This window comes from Streptomyces sp. NPDC048650, assembly GCF_043199095.1.
Classification (GTDB): domain Bacteria; phylum Actinomycetota; class Actinomycetes; order Streptomycetales; family Streptomycetaceae; genus Streptomyces.
Genome location: NZ_JBICVM010000007.1, coordinates 469,493 through 487,948 on the forward strand (window position 1 = coordinate 469,493; position 18,456 = coordinate 487,948).

15 protein-coding genes are annotated in these 18,456 nt (G+C 68.9%); 6 read left to right on the plus strand and 9 right to left on the minus strand.

The features are described from left to right. Positions 1-858, minus strand: a complete 858-nt coding sequence (locus ACGFML_RS22675) for a helix-turn-helix domain-containing protein (protein ID WP_393546306.1) — start codon at positions 856-858, stop codon at positions 1-3. 187 nt (positions 859-1,045) lie between these two features. Between ACGFML_RS22675 and ACGFML_RS22680 the strand changes: the two genes are divergently transcribed. Next, positions 1,046-1,270, plus strand: coding sequence for a hypothetical protein (locus ACGFML_RS22680; RefSeq protein ID WP_393546308.1), 225 nt, complete (start codon positions 1,046-1,048; stop codon positions 1,268-1,270). A 383-nt stretch (positions 1,271-1,653) separates the two neighbouring features. Here the strand turns inward: ACGFML_RS22680 and ACGFML_RS22685 are convergent, their stop codons facing one another. After that, on the minus strand, positions 1,654-2,445 hold the full coding sequence (locus tag ACGFML_RS22685) for an alpha/beta hydrolase (protein WP_393546310.1): 792 nt from the start codon (positions 2,443-2,445) through the stop codon (positions 1,654-1,656). 29 nt (positions 2,446-2,474) lie between these two features. Next, a complete protein-coding gene (locus ACGFML_RS22690) occupies positions 2,475-2,840 on the minus strand; it encodes a hypothetical protein (protein WP_393546312.1) in 366 nt (121 codons plus the stop codon). 121 nt (positions 2,841-2,961) lie between these two features. On the opposite strand from ACGFML_RS22690, the gene ACGFML_RS22695 reads away from it, so the two are divergent. Continuing rightward, complete coding sequence (locus tag ACGFML_RS22695) at positions 2,962-4,761, plus strand: ABC-F family ATP-binding cassette domain-containing protein (protein WP_393546314.1); 1,800 nt, start codon at positions 2,962-2,964, stop codon at positions 4,759-4,761. 230 nt (positions 4,762-4,991) lie between these two features. On the opposite strand, the gene ACGFML_RS22700 is transcribed toward ACGFML_RS22695, so the two are convergent. The 4 genes from ACGFML_RS22700 to ACGFML_RS22715 form a co-directional block, all read right to left on the minus strand. Continuing rightward, positions 4,992-5,441, minus strand: coding sequence for a hypothetical protein (locus tag ACGFML_RS22700; protein WP_393546316.1), 450 nt, complete (start codon positions 5,439-5,441; stop codon positions 4,992-4,994). Then, positions 5,438-10,249: a putative T7SS-secreted protein gene (locus tag ACGFML_RS22705; RefSeq protein ID WP_393546318.1), complete on the minus strand. Its 4,812-nt coding sequence runs from the start codon at positions 10,247-10,249 to the stop codon at positions 5,438-5,440. Before ACGFML_RS22705 ends, ACGFML_RS22700 begins: the two co-directional genes overlap by 4 nt. Before the next feature lie 99 nt (positions 10,250-10,348). Further along, positions 10,349-10,960, minus strand: a complete 612-nt coding sequence (locus tag ACGFML_RS22710) for a hypothetical protein (protein ID WP_393546320.1) — start codon at positions 10,958-10,960, stop codon at positions 10,349-10,351. Then, positions 10,957-11,388: an SseB family protein gene (locus ACGFML_RS22715; RefSeq protein ID WP_393546321.1), complete on the minus strand. Its 432-nt coding sequence runs from the start codon at positions 11,386-11,388 to the stop codon at positions 10,957-10,959. Before ACGFML_RS22715 ends, ACGFML_RS22710 begins: the two co-directional genes overlap by 4 nt. A gap of 550 nt (positions 11,389-11,938) precedes the next feature. On the opposite strand from ACGFML_RS22715, the gene ACGFML_RS22720 reads away from it, so the two are divergent. Next, positions 11,939-12,682: a response regulator transcription factor gene (locus ACGFML_RS22720; protein WP_393546323.1), complete on the plus strand. Its 744-nt coding sequence runs from the start codon at positions 11,939-11,941 to the stop codon at positions 12,680-12,682. A 1-nt stretch (position 12,683) separates the two neighbouring features. Here the strand turns inward: ACGFML_RS22720 and ACGFML_RS22725 are convergent, their stop codons facing one another. Then, on the minus strand, positions 12,684-12,989 hold the full coding sequence (locus ACGFML_RS22725) for a hypothetical protein (RefSeq protein WP_393546325.1): 306 nt from the start codon (positions 12,987-12,989) through the stop codon (positions 12,684-12,686). Between the two features lie 18 nt (positions 12,990-13,007). Then, the gene (locus tag ACGFML_RS22730; protein WP_393546327.1) at positions 13,008-14,678 is read right to left on the minus strand and encodes a sodium:solute symporter family protein; all 1,671 of its coding nucleotides are present in this window, start codon (positions 14,676-14,678) and stop codon (positions 13,008-13,010) included. Between the two features lie 218 nt (positions 14,679-14,896). Here ACGFML_RS22730 and galT point away from each other — a divergent pair, with 218 nt between their 5' ends. The 3 genes from galT to galK are packed head-to-tail and all read left to right on the plus strand — an operon-like array spanning position 14,897 to position 18,152. Continuing rightward, on the plus strand, positions 14,897-15,946 hold the full coding sequence (gene galT / locus ACGFML_RS22735; protein ID WP_393546329.1) for a galactose-1-phosphate uridylyltransferase: 1,050 nt from the start codon (positions 14,897-14,899) through the stop codon (positions 15,944-15,946). Positions 15,947-15,954: 8 nt separating this feature from the next. Beyond that, positions 15,955-16,944, plus strand: a complete 990-nt coding sequence (galE, locus tag ACGFML_RS22740; RefSeq protein WP_393546428.1) for a UDP-glucose 4-epimerase GalE — start codon at positions 15,955-15,957, stop codon at positions 16,942-16,944. Beyond that, positions 16,944-18,152, plus strand: coding sequence for a galactokinase (galK, locus tag ACGFML_RS22745; protein WP_393546331.1), 1,209 nt, complete (start codon positions 16,944-16,946; stop codon positions 18,150-18,152). The genes galE and galK overlap by 1 nt, the downstream gene beginning before the upstream one ends. Positions 18,153-18,456: the final 304 nt, after the last annotated feature.

An 18,456-nucleotide genomic window follows, 5' to 3' on the forward strand; every position in this document is an offset into this window, starting at 1 on the left:
TCAATCCGGTTGCTTGTCACTTCGGTAATCCCCTGCGGCCGCCTCGATCATGGTCAGGGACGCCTCGGGAGCGAGTGCGGCGGCCCTGAGCCGATCGTATGCCTTGCGGTATTTCTTCACGAGGGCCGGATCGTCGATTGTGTCGCCGCTGTACTGCGATTCCAGGTAGGCCAGCGGCGGAGCATCCGAAAAGGTCATGATCTTGGCCAAGCCCACCGCCATGAGGGGGTGCGGTCCGCAGTTCCACGGAAGGACCTGTGGAACGATGCGGCGCCTCCTCGTCAGCTGCGCGATGCGGTCGAGCTGATCGGCCATCTCGGCCGCAGGGAGAACCGGGCAGCGCCACACGTACTCGGGAAGGATCACCCAGTACTCCGGGATCTCGCGGTCACTCTCGAAGAGCCGGGTCCGCGCCGTGCGGGCGCTGACCTTCTCCTCCACCTCCTCGTCGGGTGCCAGTGGATGCGTCGCCCGCACCACCGCCCGCGTGTACGTCTCGGTCTGCAACAACCCGGGGATGAGGGTGGGGCACCACTCCTCGATGGTCTCCGCGTACTTCTCCGCCTCCAACACGCGCTCGAAGTATTCGGCGTGGCCGGTCCGTCGCGCCTTCCGCACGTCCTCGCAGCGCCGTTGGAAGAACCCGTCCGTCTTGAGCACCTTGTCCACGTGCTCGGCCAGCTCCGCCGGCATCCGGCGTTCGCCGCGCTCGATCTCGCTGAGGTGGCTCTGTCCGTAGAAGCTGCCCTCGACCAGCTGCTGGAGCGTGAGCCCGGCCAGCTCTCGCTGGTAGCGGAGCTCCTTGCCGTAAAAGGTGGGGACGCTCTCCGAGCCGTCAATGTCCTTGCGTCGTGCCACGGTTCACCGCCGTACGTGTCGCTGATTCCCGGTCGCTGCGGACGGGGCCCCGGCGGTTCCCGCATCTCCACCCCTGCACACCGCGCATCCCCGGACCGCGGCCGGGAGCCCCACCCCCTTTCACGCTACGCCGCGTCACGTCACTGTGTAGGCGGTTCGTCGCTATGCGTACAGAAAGGCAGGCTCCATGCCCCACGACCGTTCCCTCCCCGACCGCCCCGACGACGTGCACGACAGCGCCGAAGAGCTGCGCAGCGCGCTGAAGGACCACGGCATCACGCTGCCGTCGCTCGGCGTCGACCTGCCCGGCTTCGCCGGCGCCTACAGCTTCTCCCTGGTCGCCCTCGGTAACTGCAACGCAGCCACCGCCCGCCGGCTCGCCGAGGTCCTCCGCACGGCGGCCCCCCGTTGAACGGAGGGCCGGGTCCCGGCCGAACGGCCCTCGGAAGGCTGTCGGCCCTCGGCAGGCGGCTGAGCCGGCTGCTGCCGGTGCGGGGCGGCCGTCGGGCGGCCACCGGTACGGGCGTGCTCGCCGCCTCGGCCGGGTCACCGGAGGCTTCGGCGGCTCCCTCGCGGCGGCGCCTCGTTCACGTCCGCCGGGTGGCGCCCGGCCTGCTGCCGTCGTGCGGTGCGGACAGCGGACCCGCGCGGCCTTACGGCCCTGCCGCGGAGGCCCGGCAGCGTGCCGCGGCCCAGGACGCCCGGCGCCGGGACCTGGAGGAGTCCGTGCGCCGGCTCAACACCTGGTCGTCCGGTGGGGGCGGGCGCCGCTGAGGCGCCGCAAGGGGCCGAAGGTCAGGACGCGCCCGAGGCGGCCTCGGCCAGCACCTCGGTCACCGTCCGCCCCGCCGCTACCGCGTGCTCGGCGGTCGTCGGGACGCAGCGGTCCGCCGCCGGGTCGTACGCGGTCATGATCACGCCTGCGTGGTCGGTCTCCGGTTCCTGGAGTGTCACCGCGCGGCCCGCCGCCCGCAGCGCCTCGGCGAGGTCACGGGAGTGGTGGGCGGCCACGGCCGGGTCGTGGCCGCCGTGGACGAGATGGACAGGTACGCCCGGGTCCCGGCCCGCGGCGAGATCGGCCAGCGGCGCGGTGCCGGTGGTGCGCGCCGGCAGGTCGTAGCGGCCGGCCAGGCCCACCACCGCCCTCGGCCGCCACCCCTCCACGGCCTCGGGCCGCAGCGCGACTCCCAGTGCGGCCCCGGCCCCCGCCGACCACCCGGCCAGTACGCACGACTCCCCGTCGCCGCCCAGCCCGCCCGCTTCCTTGCGGACGAAGGCCAGCGACTCCAGCAGTTGGGCCCGGCCGCCGTCCGCGGCGTCCGAGCGCCAGTCCGGTACGAGCACCAGCAGCCCGCGGGCCGCCGCGGTGCGCGCCAGCGGGTCGAGCACATCCCGCTCGTCGGGGCCGATGCCGTGCCAGAGCAGCACGGTGGGCACCGGCCCGGAGGCGCCCGCCGGCCGGTACACATCCAGCCGCTTGCCGCTCGGGCCGTAGACCGCCCCGCGTACCGTCTCCACTGCCGTGCCTGCCGTGCCTGCCGTGCCTGCCGTGCCCGCCGCGTCCGCCATGCCCATGTCCGGTGCCATGACGGCACGTTACAACGGGGCGCGGAGCCTCAGGCGCCCACGATGGCCAGCGACACCACCCAGGCCACGGCCAGCAGACACGGGGCCGCCAGGAGGCATCCCCAACCGGCGTTGCCCCTGTTGCTCATGCCCACCACGGTCAGGACGGCGGCCACGAAGGCGGCGCCGACCGGCAGGTTGCCGACGATCTGCTGGGCGCCCGCGGAGCAGATCGTGCGGGCGTCCCCCTCGTTGCAGCCGTCGCTCGCCATCACCAGCAGCGGCGCGAACAGACCGGTCACCCCGGCGAACGCCAGCACGAGCAGGCCGATGAGGATCCGGCCCACGTCGGAGCCGGTCACCGGCGGCGCATCGTCGCGCACGGGAAGGGAGTCCGGAACCTGGTCGTCGATCATGCTGCCGACGCTAGGCCCGCCCGCCGCCCCTGCCATCGGTACGGATACTCATCTCCCGACGGGTCCCCTCCCCACGCCGACTAGGCTGGGAAGGTCGATCCATCGGAAGTGCAGGAGCGGAATGGCCACCAACCTCGTCAATCTGGAAGCCGTCGGCAAGGTGTACGGAACCCGTGCCCTGCTCGACGGTGTCTCGCTCGGCGTCAACGAGGGGGACCGGATCGGCGTCGTCGGACGCAACGGGGACGGCAAGACCACCCTGATCCGGATCCTCGCCAAGCTGGAGGACGCGGACGACGGCCGGGTCACCCACAACGGCGGCCTGCGCCTCGGCGTCCTGACCCAGCACGACTCCCTCGACCCGGCCGCCACCATCCGGCACGAGGTCATCGGGGACATGGCCGACCACGAGTGGGCCGGCAACGCCAAGATCCGCGATGTGCTGACGGGACTCTTCGGCGATCTGCACCTGCCGGGCTTCGACAAGGGCCTGGACACCGTCATCGGCCCGCTGTCCGGTGGCGAGCGCCGCCGCATCGCGCTCGCCCAGCTGTTGATCGCCGAGCAGGACCTGATCGTCCTCGACGAGCCCACCAACCACCTGGACGTCGAGGGCATCTCCTGGCTGGCCGGGCACCTCCGCGCCCGCCGCTCCGCCCTCGTGGTCGTCACCCACGACCGGTGGTTCCTCGACCAGGTCTGCACGCGGATGTGGGACGTCCAGCGCGGCGACGTCCACGAGTACGAGGGCGGCTACAGCGACTACGTCTTCGCGCGGGCCGAGCGGGAGCGGATCGCCGCCACCGAAGAGGTCAAGCGGCAGAACCTGATGCGCAAGGAGCTGGCGTGGCTGCGGCGCGGCGCCCCCGCCCGTACGAGCAAGCCCCGCTTCCGCATCGAGGCCGCCAACGAACTGATCGCGGACGTCCCGCCGCCCCGCGACAACGCCGAGCTGATGAAGTTCGCCAGCTCGCGGCTGGGCAAGACCGTCTTCGAGCTGGAGAACGTCAGCATCCAGGCGGGCCCGAAGCTGCTGCTCAAGCACCTGACCTGGCAGCTGGGCCCCGGCGACCGCGTCGGCCTGGTGGGCGTCAACGGCGCGGGCAAGACCTCACTGCTGCGGGCGCTGGAACAGGCGGCCCGGACGCAGGGCGAGACGCAGCCGGTCGCCGGCCGCGTCGTCGTCGGCAAGACCGTCAAGCTGGCGTACCTCTCCCAGGAGGTCGGCGAACTCCCCCCGACGTTGCGGGTGCTGGAGGCCGTCCAGCAGGTTCGCGAGCGGGTCGACCTGGGCAAGGGCCGGGAGATGACCGCCGGGCAGCTCTGCGAGAAGTTCGGCTTCACCAAGGAGAAGCAGTGGACGCCGGTCGGCGACCTCTCCGGCGGTGAACGCCGCCGCCTGCAGATCCTGCGCCTCCTCATGGACGAGCCCAACGTCCTCTTCCTCGACGAGCCCACCAACGACCTCGACATCGAGACCCTGACCCAGCTGGAGGACCTCCTCGACGGCTGGCCCGGCTCCCTCATCGTCATCAGCCACGACCGCTACTTCGTCGAGCGCACCACCGACCGCGTCCACGCCCTGCTCGGCGACGCCACGCTGCGGATGCTCCCGCGCGGCCTGGACGAGTACCTCGACCGCCGCCGCCAGGTCATCGAGGCCGCAACCCCGGCCCCCGCCCAGCAGACCGCCGCCCCCAAGAAGGCCGCCGCCGTCAACCGCGCCGCCCAGAAGGAACTCCAGAAGATCGAGCGCCAGTTGGACAAGCTCGTCACCAAGGAGACCAAACTCCACGCCCAGATCGCCGAAAACGCGACGGACTTCGAGAAGGTCGCCGGCCTCGACGCCCAGCTGCGGGAGCTGAGCGCGGAAAAGGACGAGTTGGAAATGCGGTGGCTGGAACTGGCTGAGGAGGCGTAGGGGCGGGGCGCGACTGCGTCGAAGCCCTGCACAGCGAGCGGCTCCGGAAGCGGCGCCGGTCACAGTGGGAAGACGACGCGGCGACACACAGTATCGTCGGTGCTTCATGAGAAGCTCGGACGCGACGGGGAAGTAAAACACCCCTGCGACTTACGTGACCTGGTGAAAGCCAATCCCAGGCCGCCTCGCCTTGCGTGTTTGCGATGAGGCCAGCTTCCAGCGCGGTGACGTCAGCGGGGCTGGTCTCCGCGCCCTTCAGGGCTCATCACGTAGTCACGCAGCCGCGCGATGATGGACGCCAGGTCTCGGTTAGCTCGCTCGCAGAATTTTGAATCAGACAAAGTGATTTGCGTAACGACTTTCCGGAAGCTGGCATTGCTGGTAGCGCACTCATTTAGAACTCGCGACGGCGCAAGAAGCCAGTTTTTGGCAGAGTAATCAAAAGTCCACTCTTCCTCGGTGGGGGTATCGTCCACCAATGTCGCGATGACCCTTGCCGTTTCTGTATTGCTGCCTCCAGTGAAGCGCCAAGCAACATGGGGAGATTGCGCGTACCCTTCCACGGGGTGGTGTCCTGAGGAAGTTCTGATCCATTCGACAGGCTTAAACAAGGACAGCGCTGTCAAAATTTGCTGACCAGTTACATTCAATTCTTTATCCACTCTGTTCTGGTGTCTCACCACAGGGGTCCATCGTACCCGCCGCGACCCGAAACGATCTTCAATCCCGGATTGAGATGCCTTATTGATCGCTTGAAATCGCCTAGAGGTACGGGATTGCTGCCCAACTCGGGGTCGTATACATATTTTCCATCGGTGTATACATCGTGGTATTTGAACTCTTCAATCAGGCGTCCACCCTCCTGAGGAACCTTGAACATCTCCCCCGAGTGGCTCGTGAAGTTAATCACTTCACCTTTCCCTCCGGATCTTTTAAGGATGTATTCAGCCAATTCCGAGCAGTCTACGTTTCCGCCTACCGGGGCGGCCCGCATCGCGTCGATTGCCGCCTGGTGCGGGGGGTGATTAGGGTTGGGTGGCCGGAAGTCGAAGGGGCCTCTTTTGCCGGCTCCTGCCTCGCAGGAGAATAGGCCGAAAGGGTCAACGCTGGTGGTGGGATTGTCTACGTACGAATTTGGATTCGGGGACGGTTCCAACCCGAGAGGGTCGAGTGATAGGTATTTCCCCGCTTCAGAGTCGTAGTAGCGATAGAAATTAAAATGAAGCTGCGACTCAGGGTCAAAATGCTGCCCAGGGAATCGCAGCGGAGTGTAAGCGGTCGCTCCGGTCCCCCAAGTAGTGGCACCCCAAAGCGTAGCCTGTTTGCTCCAGGATATATCGCCAGTTTCGGAAACTAGCTCTGTTGGGGTGCCAATGGAGTCCGTGACGATGGCGAAGAATCTTTGGTCAACGACGTGTTGAGGGGCACTGGATATATCCGAAACCGAGATCTTGCGTTCGGTTTGGATGAGTGGAAATATGCCCTTATGGTCCCAGGTGAGCGTGATTGCCTCCGGGTGGCCGGAGATGTGGGTCGTTAGCTCGGTGAGTGTAGGGCCGTCCCAGGTGAATTCTGTTTGCTCGACGACTGTCGAGGAGTCCACTCCGAGGCGTCTTTTAGCTATTCGCCGCCCTGAGGAGTCATAGAGATAGTGCCACGTAGTTCCGTCCGGTGTTACCACGGACACGAGGCGATCCTCTGCATTCCAGGTGTGGTGCCACGTATCCGGCTTGCGGGAGAGGCGGGCTTTTTGGCGGAGGGTGACGCGGCCGAGGGCGTCGTGGTCGTAGCGGATGCGGCCGGCTCGGGTGATGTTGGTGCCGGCGTAGGTGCGGTCGCCTTGGGCTGACGGGTCGGTGTGGCGGTCGGGCCAGGTGGCGTGGGTTTGGTTACCTGCTTCGTCGTAGGCGTAGGACTCGGTCCAGCCGATGGCGTGGACGGCTGTAACGCGGCCTGCGCGGTCGAGACTGAACGTGCGGCGTCCGGAGCAGGAGTCGTCGATCGCTGTGAGGTTGCCGTCAGGGCGAAAGGTGTAGGCACGGTAGAGGACGTCCTGGGCTTCCACTGAAACGGTGTGTGGTGACTGCGTTCTGTCGGTGGCTGCCCTAGTGAGCGATTGGGTGGCAAGGCGGCCGGCGGGATCCCAGGTGTGAGCAAGGGTGAGACCGTCGCCGATGGTGCGGGTGAGTTCTTGGCCTGTGGCGTCGTGTCCGAAGGTGAGGGTGTGGCTGCCCGCATTGAGGGCGGTGCGGTTGCCGGCGGAGTCGTAGGCGTAGGTGGATACGTGGCCGGTGGGGGTGGTGCGGGAGGTGCGGCGGCCCAGGGCGTCATAGGTGAACGTCATGGTGCGGCCGTTGACGGTTTCGGCGGTGACGCGGCCCAGGATGTCGCGGGTGTAGGTGACGGTGGCGTCCGGGTTGGTCGCTTGTTGCAGGTTGCCGCTGCTGTCGTGAACGTAGGTGGTGACGAGACCAGCAGCGTCCTTGTGCGTGATGCGGCCGAGGACATCGCGGCTGTAGGTGGTGACTTCGCCGATGGTGTTGGTGCGGGTGGCGAGTTGGCCGGCGGCGTCGTGGGTGTAGGCCAGGACGCGGTCGTCGAAGTCCGTCTCGGATATGAGGCGGCCGGCGCCGTCGTAGGTGTAGTTCCAGGTCAGGCCTTGGGGGTTGGTGACCTGGGTGAGGCGGAGTTCGGTGTCGTGGGTGAACTCGTGGCGGACGCCATCGGGGTCGGTGCGGGCCGTGAGCAGGTCGAAGTGGGTGTACTCGAAGCGGGTGGTCTGGCCGATGGCGTCGGTGTGTGAGGTGCGGTTGCCCTCGCCGTCGTAGGCCCATTCCTCCATGGCGCCGGACGCATCGATGCGAGCGGTGAGCTTCCCTTCGACGGACCAGGCCATGTGGGTCGTTTCGCCGAGCGGGTCGGTGACGGAGGTGGTGCGGCCGAAGGCGTCGTGGCGGTAGTGGGTGGTGGCGCCGAGTGGGTCGGTGACCATCACCGGTAGCCCGGCCTCGTTGCAGTAGAGGCGGGTGGTGTTGCCCAGGGCGTCGGTGACCGAGGCGACGTGGCCACGGGTGTCGTGGGTGTAGGTGGTGGTCGCGCCCAGCGGGTCCGTTGATGACGTGCGGTTGCCGTCGGCGTCGTAGGTGTGGGTCCAGGTGGTGCCGTCCGGACCGGTGGAGGTCAGGGGCAGGCCGAGTTCGTTGTAAGTGGTGGTGGAGCGGCTGCCATCGGGGAGGGTGACGCTCACCGGGCGGCCCTCGTCGTCGTAGTCGACGTGGGTGGTGCGGCCCAACGGGTCGGTGGTGGCCAGGATGCGGTGCTTGGCGTCGCGGACCGTGCGGGTGGTGGCGCCGGTGGGGTCGGTCTCCGCGACGACCTGGTGGTGGTCGTTGACCTCGTAGCGGGTCACGCCGCCCTGGGAGTTGTGGAGCAGGTTGGTGCGCAGCCCCGTTGCGGGATCCGGGTCGCCCCAGGTGAAGTGGGCGCGCAGATGGCCTTCGATGCCGCCCTGTGAGGTGCAGCGGTCATCGTCGTCGTAGACGTAGGTGTAGCTGCTGTCGTTGGTGTCCGTCCAGGACGTGATGCGGCCCAGGTCGTCGTAGGTGAAGCGCAGGGGCAGGCCGCTGGAGTTGGTGGTGGTGGTGAGGTTGCCGGCGTCGTCGTAGCCGTACGTCATCAACAGCTGGTCGGAGCCGTCGGGGGCGCCGCCCGCCAGGTGCAGGGCGGTGATGCGGCCGCCCTCGGAGGTGAGCAGGAGGCGGTAGCCGGCGCTGTGGGTGATGGCGGTGGGCGTGCCGTCTTCGGTGTAGTCGAAGGTGTGGTGGTTGCCGCGGCGGTCGGAGATCTCGTCGAGGACGGCGAGGTCTTCGGTGTAGGTGGTGAAGTAGCGGCGGGTGCCGGTGACCGGGTCGGTCAGGAGGTAGTCGCCGTCCGGGGTGAGCTCCAGTGGGTGGCCGTCGCCCTCGATGGGCAGGGTGGGCACGCCCACGGCCGGGTGCGGGTAGAGGTGGAAGTCGCCTTCCTCGCCGATGAGGATGACGCCCTTGGCGTCGATCTCCAGGCGCTGGTCGACCGTGGACATCCAGGTCGGGCCGAACCAGCGGCCGGTGCGGTAGGACGACTCGAAGGTGCGGCTGAAGGTGAGGGGGAGGCTGCCGGGGAGGGCGATGTCGGTCTGCGGCAGGTACATCCGGCCGGTGGCCATGTCGATGGGATCGTTGCCGAAGACCTTGCACCAGGCGGTGCGCAGCCGGTCCCTGACCGTGCGCTTGGCGCCTTGCTCGGCGGCCTCTCGCGCGGCGCCCTTGACCACATCCTTCGCCCCCGCCTTCACAAGCCCCTTGCCAAGAGCGCCGGCGCCTTTGCCGCCGACGAGGTTGGCGGCGAGCGCCCCGAACGCGTCGCCCGGGTCACTGCCCCAGCCGTCGCCGAGCACGCCCTTGGCCAGGCGGCCGGGGTGGGCGGCGGCACTGGCCAGTCCCAGTGTGGTCTTGGCGACGTTGGTCGCGTACAGGGTGGGGTGCGCGAGGTTGTACGGCTCGACCGGGTTGAGCGTGCGGGCCAGATTGACGGTTTCGACAAAGGCTTTGCCCGCGCCACCGACGACGTGCATCAGGTTGATGCCGCCGCCCACCACCCCGTCCGCGATGTCGAAACCCGCCTGCTCGGTGAACTTGGGTGCCTGCGGGGCGTGCTCCAACGCGCCCTTGAGGGCGTGCTGGGCCTTGGCAGCCGCTTCGTTGCGTTGGCTGCGGGCGCTCTTGAGCATGTCCTGCGCCGCCTCGCGGCCCTGGTCGCCGGGGTCGTGGAAGGCGCCCGGGTCATCGGGCTTGGGCCCGGGGTCGGCACCCTGGTCCTGAGCGGCGAGATAGGCGTCGGCCTTCACCTTGTACGTATCGACCTGGTGGCGGTAGGCGTCGTACGCCTTCTTGCTCTTTTCCTCGGCGGCCTTCCACGCGTCGATCGCCGACTGCGCCTTCTTCTGGGCCCAGGACACCGTCTCCGCGTACGAATCGAGGGCCTTCCACGCCGCCTCACAGGCGTCCGCGGTCCGCATCCAGTCCTTGGGGTGCGCGTCGAACTTCTCGTGGAAGCTCTCGGCGGCCTTCCCCTTCCAGGACCCGGCGTCCAGCTTGCGGATCCCCTGGCCCACCCGCTCGAAAGCCGCGTAGAAATCCTTCAGATGACCGGCGGATTCATTGATCTTCGCGACATCACCGTGGATCAGCTCCTTGGGGTCGTCGCTCTCGCCCAACTGCCGCTCGTCGACCTGCGCCCCCAGCGCATCGGCGACGTCGTCACCGGCCGAACGGACGGACTGGGCCGCGCCGTGCGCACCTACGTAGTCAAGGGCATCGCCGGTCTTGTCCGCCGCGTAGTCGATGCCCTCACCGACAGCTTCCTTTGCGTCGTCGACGGCGTCACCGACCTTGTCGGCCGCGGAATTGATGCCGTCCTTGACGTCCCCAAGAATGTCGCCGAGGCCCATCGGTCGTTGTCCCCCCGTTGTGCTGCGCAGCAAAGGTGTGCGGTAGTGGATGTGCAGTGGTAGTGGTGGCCGCAGCTGCGGTGGCGGTGCGGCCGTGCCTCAGGAACCGTCGGGATGATGGAGCTGGGAATCACGGGCCATCTTCACCGGCCGGAAGGCCCAGTTGTGGTCCGAGTCGCCCGCCCACTTGGACGTCTCGAAGTCCTCACCCGTCTGGTGCGCCGCGTCCTTCATTTCCTTGATGGCCTTGCGGGACTCGTACGAGGAGGCCTCCCAGTCCGCGCTGTCGAACTGGCTGATCGCGTTGTCGTCGCGAACCTGCGCCCACGTCTTGCGCTTGAGCTTCTCCTCCGTCATGGTCGGGTCGCCCATCAGCAGGGCGTTCGCCCCGACCTTCAACGTCGTCGAAACGTACTGCTCCTGTTCGTGATAGAGCCCCGCCGTCAGATCGAGGCGGCGGGCGAATTCATTGGCCTCATGGAGGAGCAGACGAACGTTCCAGCCCCAGCGTTCACAGAACGAATCGAATACGGAACTCACATCCGCGTGCCCGGCCTCCATGCCGGAGAGCGCCAATTTCTCGAATCCCTGGCCGAGTTGGGCGCTCGTGTCGAAGCCCAGCTCCTTCAGCTCCGCAATGGAGTCGTGGATGCCCTTGGTGACCTGCTTCAGGGCGGCCGGGTCGAGCTCGTACCCCTCGACGGACGTCATGCCGCACCCCCGATCGCAGGCGCACCGGGCAGACCCGAGGTTCGACCCGGCTCCGCGAGGTCCACCGCCACGGAGTCCGGCACGATGCCGCTGACCGGCGGAAACGCCATCGCCTGCGGGCTGCCCGCATCCAGCACCACACCCGCCGGACCCTCGATGGCGGGGATGACGACATCCAGGAGACGCGCCCCCAGCGTACGGACGTAGGGCAGCTCGGCCTCCGGTGCGGCGCCCCGGGACACCGCAAAGCTGGCCAGTTCCTGCTCGTCGGAGAAGGCGTACAACCACCGGATACCGGTCATCTCCGTCGACATGAGGGAGTCATTGACAATCGGCACCAATACCGACGTCCGGCGAAACTCGCCCACCAAGGCAGCCGGATCCAGATACCCCTCAAGGGTTGCTGCTATCTCATCGGCCAATGGCATGGTGAACTCCTCGAATCCCCTCGTTCGTTGACACCACCATGACATGCGACACCGACAAAGCGATTCGAACACGCCAGCGGTGAAACCGGCCTGATGGTTCTTTTTGATTTCAACAGGTCTGGGTGGAGAGCGAAGCGCCGCACGGTGGCGGACCCGAATGGTCGGCGGTCGGATCTGCGTACGTGGGAATTGCGCCAGGGGTATCGTCTCGGGACGGCATGTATGGCGCTCAACTCTCCAACGGATCAGCTGGGTTCGGCCGGCGGCCTCCCGCACCGGCCACCGCCGGAGCCCGGCTCGGGACCCATCCGTCGACGCCGGGGAGAACGCCCGGCACCCGGGCCCGGCAATCGCCCCCGCCCCCACCCCCCCGGCCGCCCACGCCCCCGCGACGGCAGCAATCAGCCCAGATTGGCCGGGATTCCAGCATTCCGGGGACTTCTCCCCGGTAGGGGGCGCGCGCCGTCGGCCGAGCGTGTACCTTCCCGGGGACAATGGGGCCCGGCGGGGGCCGGGGGCGGGGCTCGCCGGGAGGCGGAGGGGGTTCTCGATGGTCGTGCGGCTCATGGTGGTCGACGATCACCGGCTGCTGGCCGAGGCGCTGGCCTCGGCCCTCAAGCTGCGCGGGCACCGCGTACTGGCGGCGGCCGCGCCGAGTGCCGGGGCCGCGGATCTGGTGGTGAGCCGGGCGCCCGAGGTGTGCCTGCTGGGTACTTCCGCGCCTGCGGCGCCCGGGGTCTTCGACCCGGTGGTCCGGATCAAGAAGGAGCGGCCGGGGATTGCGGTGGTGGTGCTGGGCCCGGTGCCCAGCCCGCGCGGTATCGCGGCCGCCTTCGCCGCCGGGGCGTCCGGCTATGTCCGCAACGACGAGCGGATCGAGGGCGTCGAGCGCGCCATGCTGAAGGCGCGGGCGGGGGAGTCGGCCATCGCGCCGCAGCTGCTGCAGCAGGCTTTCGAGGAGCTGCTGCACCCGGTGGTCCCGCCGGACGACGAGGGCGCGCGGCTGCTGCACCTGCTCACTCCGCGCGAGGTCGAGGTCTTGATGCGGGTCGCGGACGGCGAGGACACCCGGCTGATCGCGGCCGGGATGGCCATCGCGCCGAGCACTGCGCGCACCCATGTCCAGCGGGTGCTGATGAAGCTGGAGGTCGGCTCCAGGCTGGAGGCGGCCGCGCTGGCGGCGCGCACCGGGCTGCTGGAGCGGGTGGCGCGCGGCGGGGCGCTGCGGGCCGCGGCCGTGGGAGCGGACGACGAGGTGGCGGGGCCGGCCGAGGCGGCGGCCCCGCCGTCGTAGGTCAGGCCCCCGCGGGCCGGTCCTCGGCCTCCTGGAGCTCCGCCACGGTCGGCGGCAGGGCCGGCCGCAGCTTCATCCAGCCCAGGAAGAACAGCCCGAGGGCGAGCATGCCGATGCCCGTCCAGAGGTTGATGTTGATGTCCTGGGCCTTCTTCAGGTCCGCATCGGAGGCCGTGATGCCCGCGATGGTGACGATCACGCCGTAGACGACGAACAGGCCGCCGATGATGCGCCGGATGTCGAAGAGCCGGGCCGCGGTCGCGGACTTGCGCTCCAGCTCGGAGACTTCATTCTGCAGGTCGGACATGGGAGTTCACGCCTCCGATCAGAGGGAGTAGGGGAGGTAGCAGGCCGCGGCGAGCACGATCGCGCCCCAGCCGAGCAGCGCCGGCCGGCGGTACCAGGCGTCGTCGCCCTCGGCGGGCGGCTCCTCCAGGCCGGGCGCGGTCGTCCCGTAGACCAGGCCCGCCAGTTCGGCCTCCGGTTTGGGTGAGGTGAAGAGGGTGACGACGACCATGACGGCGGCACCGGCGACGAAGCCGACGATCGCCGAGACGAAGTTGGCGCCCTGGTCGGTGGGGATGGCGATGATGCCCTGCTTGTAGATCCAGAAGTAGTTGACCATCGCGGCCGTGGTGCCGGCGAGAAGGCCCCACACGCCGGACTTCATCGAGGCGCGCTTCCAGAACATGCCGATGATGAAGACCACGAACATCGGGACGTTGAAGAAGGAGAACAGCGTCTGGAGGTAGCCCATGATGTTCGAGAACGACGAGGCGATGAAGGCCGTGCCGATCGAGGCGAGCACGCCGATCGCGGTGATGAGGCGCCCGAACTTCAGGTAGTACCCGTCGGGCTTGTCGGTCTTCACGTACTTGGCCCAGATGTCGTACGTGAACACGGTGTTGAAGGACGAGATGTTGGCCGCCATGCCCGCCATGAATGCGGCCAGCAGACCGGTGACCGCGATGCCGAGCACACCGTTCGGCAGCAGCTCCTGCATCAGATACGGAATCGCGTCGTTGTAGGTGAGCCCGGAGCCGGGCGTGCCGATCTTCGGGACGAGGACGGCGGCGACCAGACCCGGAATCATCACCAGGAAGACGATGAACATCTTCGGGTAGGCACCGATCAGCGGGGTGCGCTGGGCCGCGGAGAGGTTCTTTGCGGACAGGGCGCGCTGCACCTCGGCGAAGTTCGTCGTCCAGTAGCCGAACGAGAGCACAAAGCCCAGGCCGAGGATGATCGTCAGCCAGTTCGCGCCGAGCGGGTTGGCCTCGCCGATGCCCGTACCGCCCCAGGCGGTGAGGAAGTGGTGGCCGTGCGAGGACTCCAGGGAGTCGGTCAGTCCGCCCCAGCCGCCGACGCGCTTGAGGCCGATGATGCACAGGGGTATGAGCGCGGCGAGGATGACGAAGAACTGGAGCACTTCGTTGTAGATCGCCGAGGACAGGCCGCCGATGGTGATGTAGGCGAGGACGAAGAGGCCCGCGATGACGATCGCCACCCACTGCGGCCAGCCGAGCAGCGCCTCGACGACGATCGACAGGGCGTACAGGTTCACGCCCGCGATCAATATCGCCGCGAAGGCGAACAGGACCGAGCTGAGCAGGTGCGCGGACTTGTCGAACCGCTGGAGCAGGAACTCGGGGACCGAGCGGACCTTGGAGCGGTAGTAGAACGGCATCATCACCAGGCCCAGGAAGACCATGGCGGGGATGGCGCCGATCCAGTACCAGTGCACCACCGCGACGCCGTACTGGGCGCCGGTGGCGGCCATGCCGAGGATCTCGGTGGCGCCGAGGTTGGCGGCGACGAACGCGAGACCGGTCACCCAGGCGGGCAGCGACCGGCCGGAGAGGAAGAAGTCCAGGCTCGTCCGCACGCTGCGCCTGGCCGCGAACCCGATGCCGAGAACGACGGCGAAGTAGATGGCCAGGATCGTGTAGTCGAGCCCGTTGGTGGGAAGCCGGAGGCCTTCGGCCAAGGTGATCATGGGGAACTCGCTTCTTTGCGCGATCTGAACGCACAGAAAGCTACGCGCGGACGTTCAGAAACTGAACACTTTTGTTGGTTTTATTTGTTGGATCATGATCACTCCGGGTGCCTATGCGGCTAAATGTCCGTTGCGAGCCGCGGCGTTGACGCCACTGTTGAGTTGTGCTTCATTGTGTTTGTTTGTGTTTGGTCGGTGTGGTGTGTGAGGAGCTCCCGGTGAAGAAGACGACGACCCGGCTCGCGGACGGCCGGGAGTTGATCTACTACGACGCCCACGACGCCGCCGTGCGCGACGCCGCCGACCGCCGCCCCCTCGACCCGGTGTCCACCGCCTCCGAGGTCCGCCACGACCGGCTCCTGGGCGACTTCGTGGCCGTCGCCTCGCACCGCCAGGGCCGCACCTACCACCCCCCGGCCGACGCATGCCCGCTGTGCCCCTCCCGCGAAGGCCGGCACTCCGAGATCCCCGCCGCCGACTACGACGTCGCCGTCTTCGAGAACCGCTTCCCCTCCCTCGCCGGCGACAGCGGCCGCTGCGAGGTCGTCTGCTTCACCTCCGACCACGACGCGTCCTTCGCCGACCTCACCGAGGACCGGGCCGCCCTGGTGCTCGACGCCTGGACCGACCGCACCGCCGCACTGTCCCGGCTCCCGGGCGTGGAGCAGGTGTTCTGCTTCGAGAACCGCGGCGCCGAGATCGGCGTCACCCTCGGACACCCGCACGGCCAGATCTACGCCTACCCCTTCGCCACCCCGCGCACCGAACGCATGCTGCGCACCCTCGCCGCACACCGCCGGGCCACCGGCGGGGCCAACCTCTTCGACGACGTCGTGGCCGACGAGCTCGCCGACAAACGCCGGATCGTCATCGAGGGCGAGCACTGGCTCGCCTTCGTCCCGTACGCCGCCCACTGGCCCTACGAGGTGCACCTCTACCCCCGGCGCCGGGTTCCCGACCTGCCCGCCCTCGACGAGGCGGCGCGCACGGAGTTCCCGCGGATCTATCTGGAACTCTTGCGGCGGTTCGACCGGATCTTCGGGCCCGACGCGCCCCCGACGCCGTACATCGCCGCCTGGCACCAGGCTCCGGTACATGCCGAGGACCGTGCCGAATTCGCACTTCACCTCGAGCTTTTCACCATTCGCCGCACTTCCGGCAAGCTGAAGTTCCTCGCGGGTTCCGAATCCGGCATGAACGTGTTCATCAACGATGTGCCGCCGGAGGCCGCGGCCGAGCGACTGCGAGAGGTAGCGAGCGAGACATGAGCGAGACAGTGTCGTCCAAGTACCTGGTGACGGGTGGGGCCGGTTACGTGGGAAGTGTGGTGGCCCAGCACCTGCTGGAGGCCGGCCACACGGTCACCGTCCTCGACAACCTCTCCACCGGCTTCCGGGCCGCCGTCCCCGCGGGCGCCGAGTTCATCGAGGGCGACATCCGCGACGCCGCCAAGTGGCTGGACGACTCGTACGCCGCGGTCCTCCACTTCGCCGCCTTCTCGCAGGTCGGCGAGTCCGTCGTGAAGCCGGAGAAGTACTGGGACAACAACGTCGGCGGCACCATGGAGCTGCTCGCGGCCATGCGCACGGCCGGGGTGCGCAGGCTCGTCTTCTCCTCCACGGCGGCGACCTACGGCGAGCCGGTGAACACCCCCATCACCGAGACCGACCCCACCGCCCCCACCTCGCCCTACGGCGCCAGCAAGCTCGCCGTCGACCACATGATCAGCGGCGAGGCCACCGCCCACGGCCTGGCCGCCGTCTCGCTGCGCTATTTCAACGTCGCCGGCGCCTACGGCAGCTGCGGCGAGCGCCACGACCCCGAATCGCACCTGATCCCGCTCGTCCTCCAGGTCGCCCAGGGCAGGCGCGAGGCGATCTCCGTCTTCGGCGACGACTACCCCACGCCCGACGGCACCTGCATCCGCGACTACATCCACGTCGCCGACCTCGCCGAGGCCCACCTCCTCGCCCTGGACGCGGCGACCGCCGGCGAGCACCTGATCTGCAACCTCGGCAACGGCAACGGCTTCTCGGTCCGCGAGGTCATCGAGACCGTCCGCAAGGTCACCGGCCACCCTGTCCCCGAGGTCATGGCCCCGCGCCGCGGCGGCGACCCCGCCGTGCTGGTGGCCTCCGCCAAGGCCGCCACCGAACGGCTCGGCTGGCACCCCCGCCGCGCCGACCTCGCCGGGATCGTCGCCGACGCCTGGCAGTTCGCCCAGCAGCTCGCCGCCGCGCAGCAGGAGAGGACGAAGGAGTCCTGATGACCATGACCGAGGCCGGGACGGCCGAGGCGTTCCACGCCGTGTACGGCGCCGCCCCCACCGGCGTCTGGGCCGCCCCCGGCCGGGTCAACCTGATCGGTGAACACACCGATTACAACGACGGTTTCGTGATGCCGTTGGCCCTCCCGCACACCACCGCCGCCGCCGCCTCGGCCCGCCCGGACGGCGTGCTGCGCCTGCACTCCGGCGGCGCCGACGGCGGCATCGTCGAGCTGCGCATCGACGCCCTGCGGCCCGCCCCCGGCCCGGCCGACCGGATCCTGGAGGCGAGCCGGGGCGGCGCGCAGCGCAGCGGCGGCTGGGCCGCGTACCCGGCGGGCATCGTCTGGGCGATGCGGGAGGCCGGACTGCCGGTCGGCGGCGCGGACCTGCACTACGAGAGCACCGTGCCCACCGGCGCCGGACTCTCCTCCTCCGCCGCCCTGGAGATCGCCACCGCGCTCGCCCTCAACGACCTCTACGGCCTGGGCCTCCCCGCGCAGCGGCTCGCCCAGCTGGCCCAGCGCGCCGAGAACGCCTTCGTCGGCGTCCCGTGCGGAATCATGGACCAGACCGCCGCCGCCTGCTGCACCGAGGGCCACGCCCTCTTTCTGGACACCCGGGACCTCACCCAGCGTCAAGTACCGTTCGATTTGGCGGGTGAAGGGCTGCGACTCCTGGTCGTGGACACCTGTGTCAAGCACGAACTCGGAGACGGCGCATACGCGGAGCGGCGCGCCGGCTGCGAGCGCGGCGCGCGGGCGCTCGGCGTACGCGCCCTGCGCGACATCTCCTACGCGCATCTGCCCGAGGCCCTCGACAAGCTCGCGGACGACCCCGACGTCCGCGGCCTCGTACGCCACATCGTCACCGAGAACCACCGCGTCGAAGAGGTCATCGCCCGCCTCGACGCGGGCGACACCCGCGCGATCGGCCCGCTGCTCACCGCCGGACACGCCTCGCTCCGCGACGACTTCAAGATCTCCTGCGCGGAGCTGGACCTCGCGGTCGACACGGCGGTCGCGGCCGGCGCCGTCGGCGCCCGGATGACCGGCGGCGGCTTCGGCGGCTCGGCCGTCGTGCTGGTCGAGGAGACGGACGCCGAGAAGGTCACCACTGCCGTCACCGACGCCTTCGCGGCGGCCGGATTCGTCCCCCCGCGCGTCTTCACCGCCGTGCCCGGCGCGGGGGCCCGCCGCCTGGGATGACGGGCGTGGCGGACCGGTGGCCCCGGCGAAACGGCCACCGGTCCGCCGCATCCCGCTCATCGCACCGTCGCAAAACCACCCCCGGACACCGGCCAGTTCGGCCATTCGCCTTCCGCCGCGGCGCCCTGTCCGTACGCTGAGGTCAGCACCGGTGGGGGCCGGTGCCGATCAGGGGGCGAGACCGTCGGGTACGGCGTCCGGGGTGGGGTAGTCATGTCGGCACGGCGGCGGCCGTGCGACCGAGGCGATCTTCAATCCGGGCGTCGTGCCCGCTATGGTCCGTTCACCGAGACAGGGGGTCTCC

Coding starts and splice junctions, on each gene's coding strand:
- ACGFML_RS22685 (WP_393546310.1), bottom strand. CDS start 2,445: ATGGCACCGGACATGGGCATGGCGGACGCGGCGGGCACGGCAGGCACG.
- ACGFML_RS22695 (WP_393546314.1), top strand. CDS start 2,962: ATGGCCACCAACCTCGTCAATCTGGAAGCCGTCGGCAAGGTGTACGGA.
- ACGFML_RS22730 (WP_393546327.1), bottom strand. CDS start 14,678: ATGATCACCTTGGCCGAAGGCCTCCGGCTTCCCACCAACGGGCTCGAC.
- ACGFML_RS22710 (WP_393546320.1), bottom strand. CDS start 10,960: ATGACGTCCGTCGAGGGGTACGAGCTCGACCCGGCCGCCCTGAAGCAG.
- ACGFML_RS22705 (WP_393546318.1), bottom strand. CDS start 10,249: ATGGGCCTCGGCGACATTCTTGGGGACGTCAAGGACGGCATCAATTCC.
- ACGFML_RS22715 (WP_393546321.1), bottom strand. CDS start 11,388: ATGCCATTGGCCGATGAGATAGCAGCAACCCTTGAGGGGTATCTGGAT.
- ACGFML_RS22725 (WP_393546325.1), bottom strand. CDS start 12,989: ATGTCCGACCTGCAGAATGAAGTCTCCGAGCTGGAGCGCAAGTCCGCG.
- ACGFML_RS22690 (WP_393546312.1), bottom strand. CDS start 2,840: ATGATCGACGACCAGGTTCCGGACTCCCTTCCCGTGCGCGACGATGCG.
- galK (WP_393546331.1), top strand. CDS start 16,944: ATGACCATGACCGAGGCCGGGACGGCCGAGGCGTTCCACGCCGTGTAC.
- ACGFML_RS22720 (WP_393546323.1), top strand. CDS start 11,939: ATGGTCGTGCGGCTCATGGTGGTCGACGATCACCGGCTGCTGGCCGAG.
- ACGFML_RS22680 (WP_393546308.1), top strand. CDS start 1,046: ATGCCCCACGACCGTTCCCTCCCCGACCGCCCCGACGACGTGCACGAC.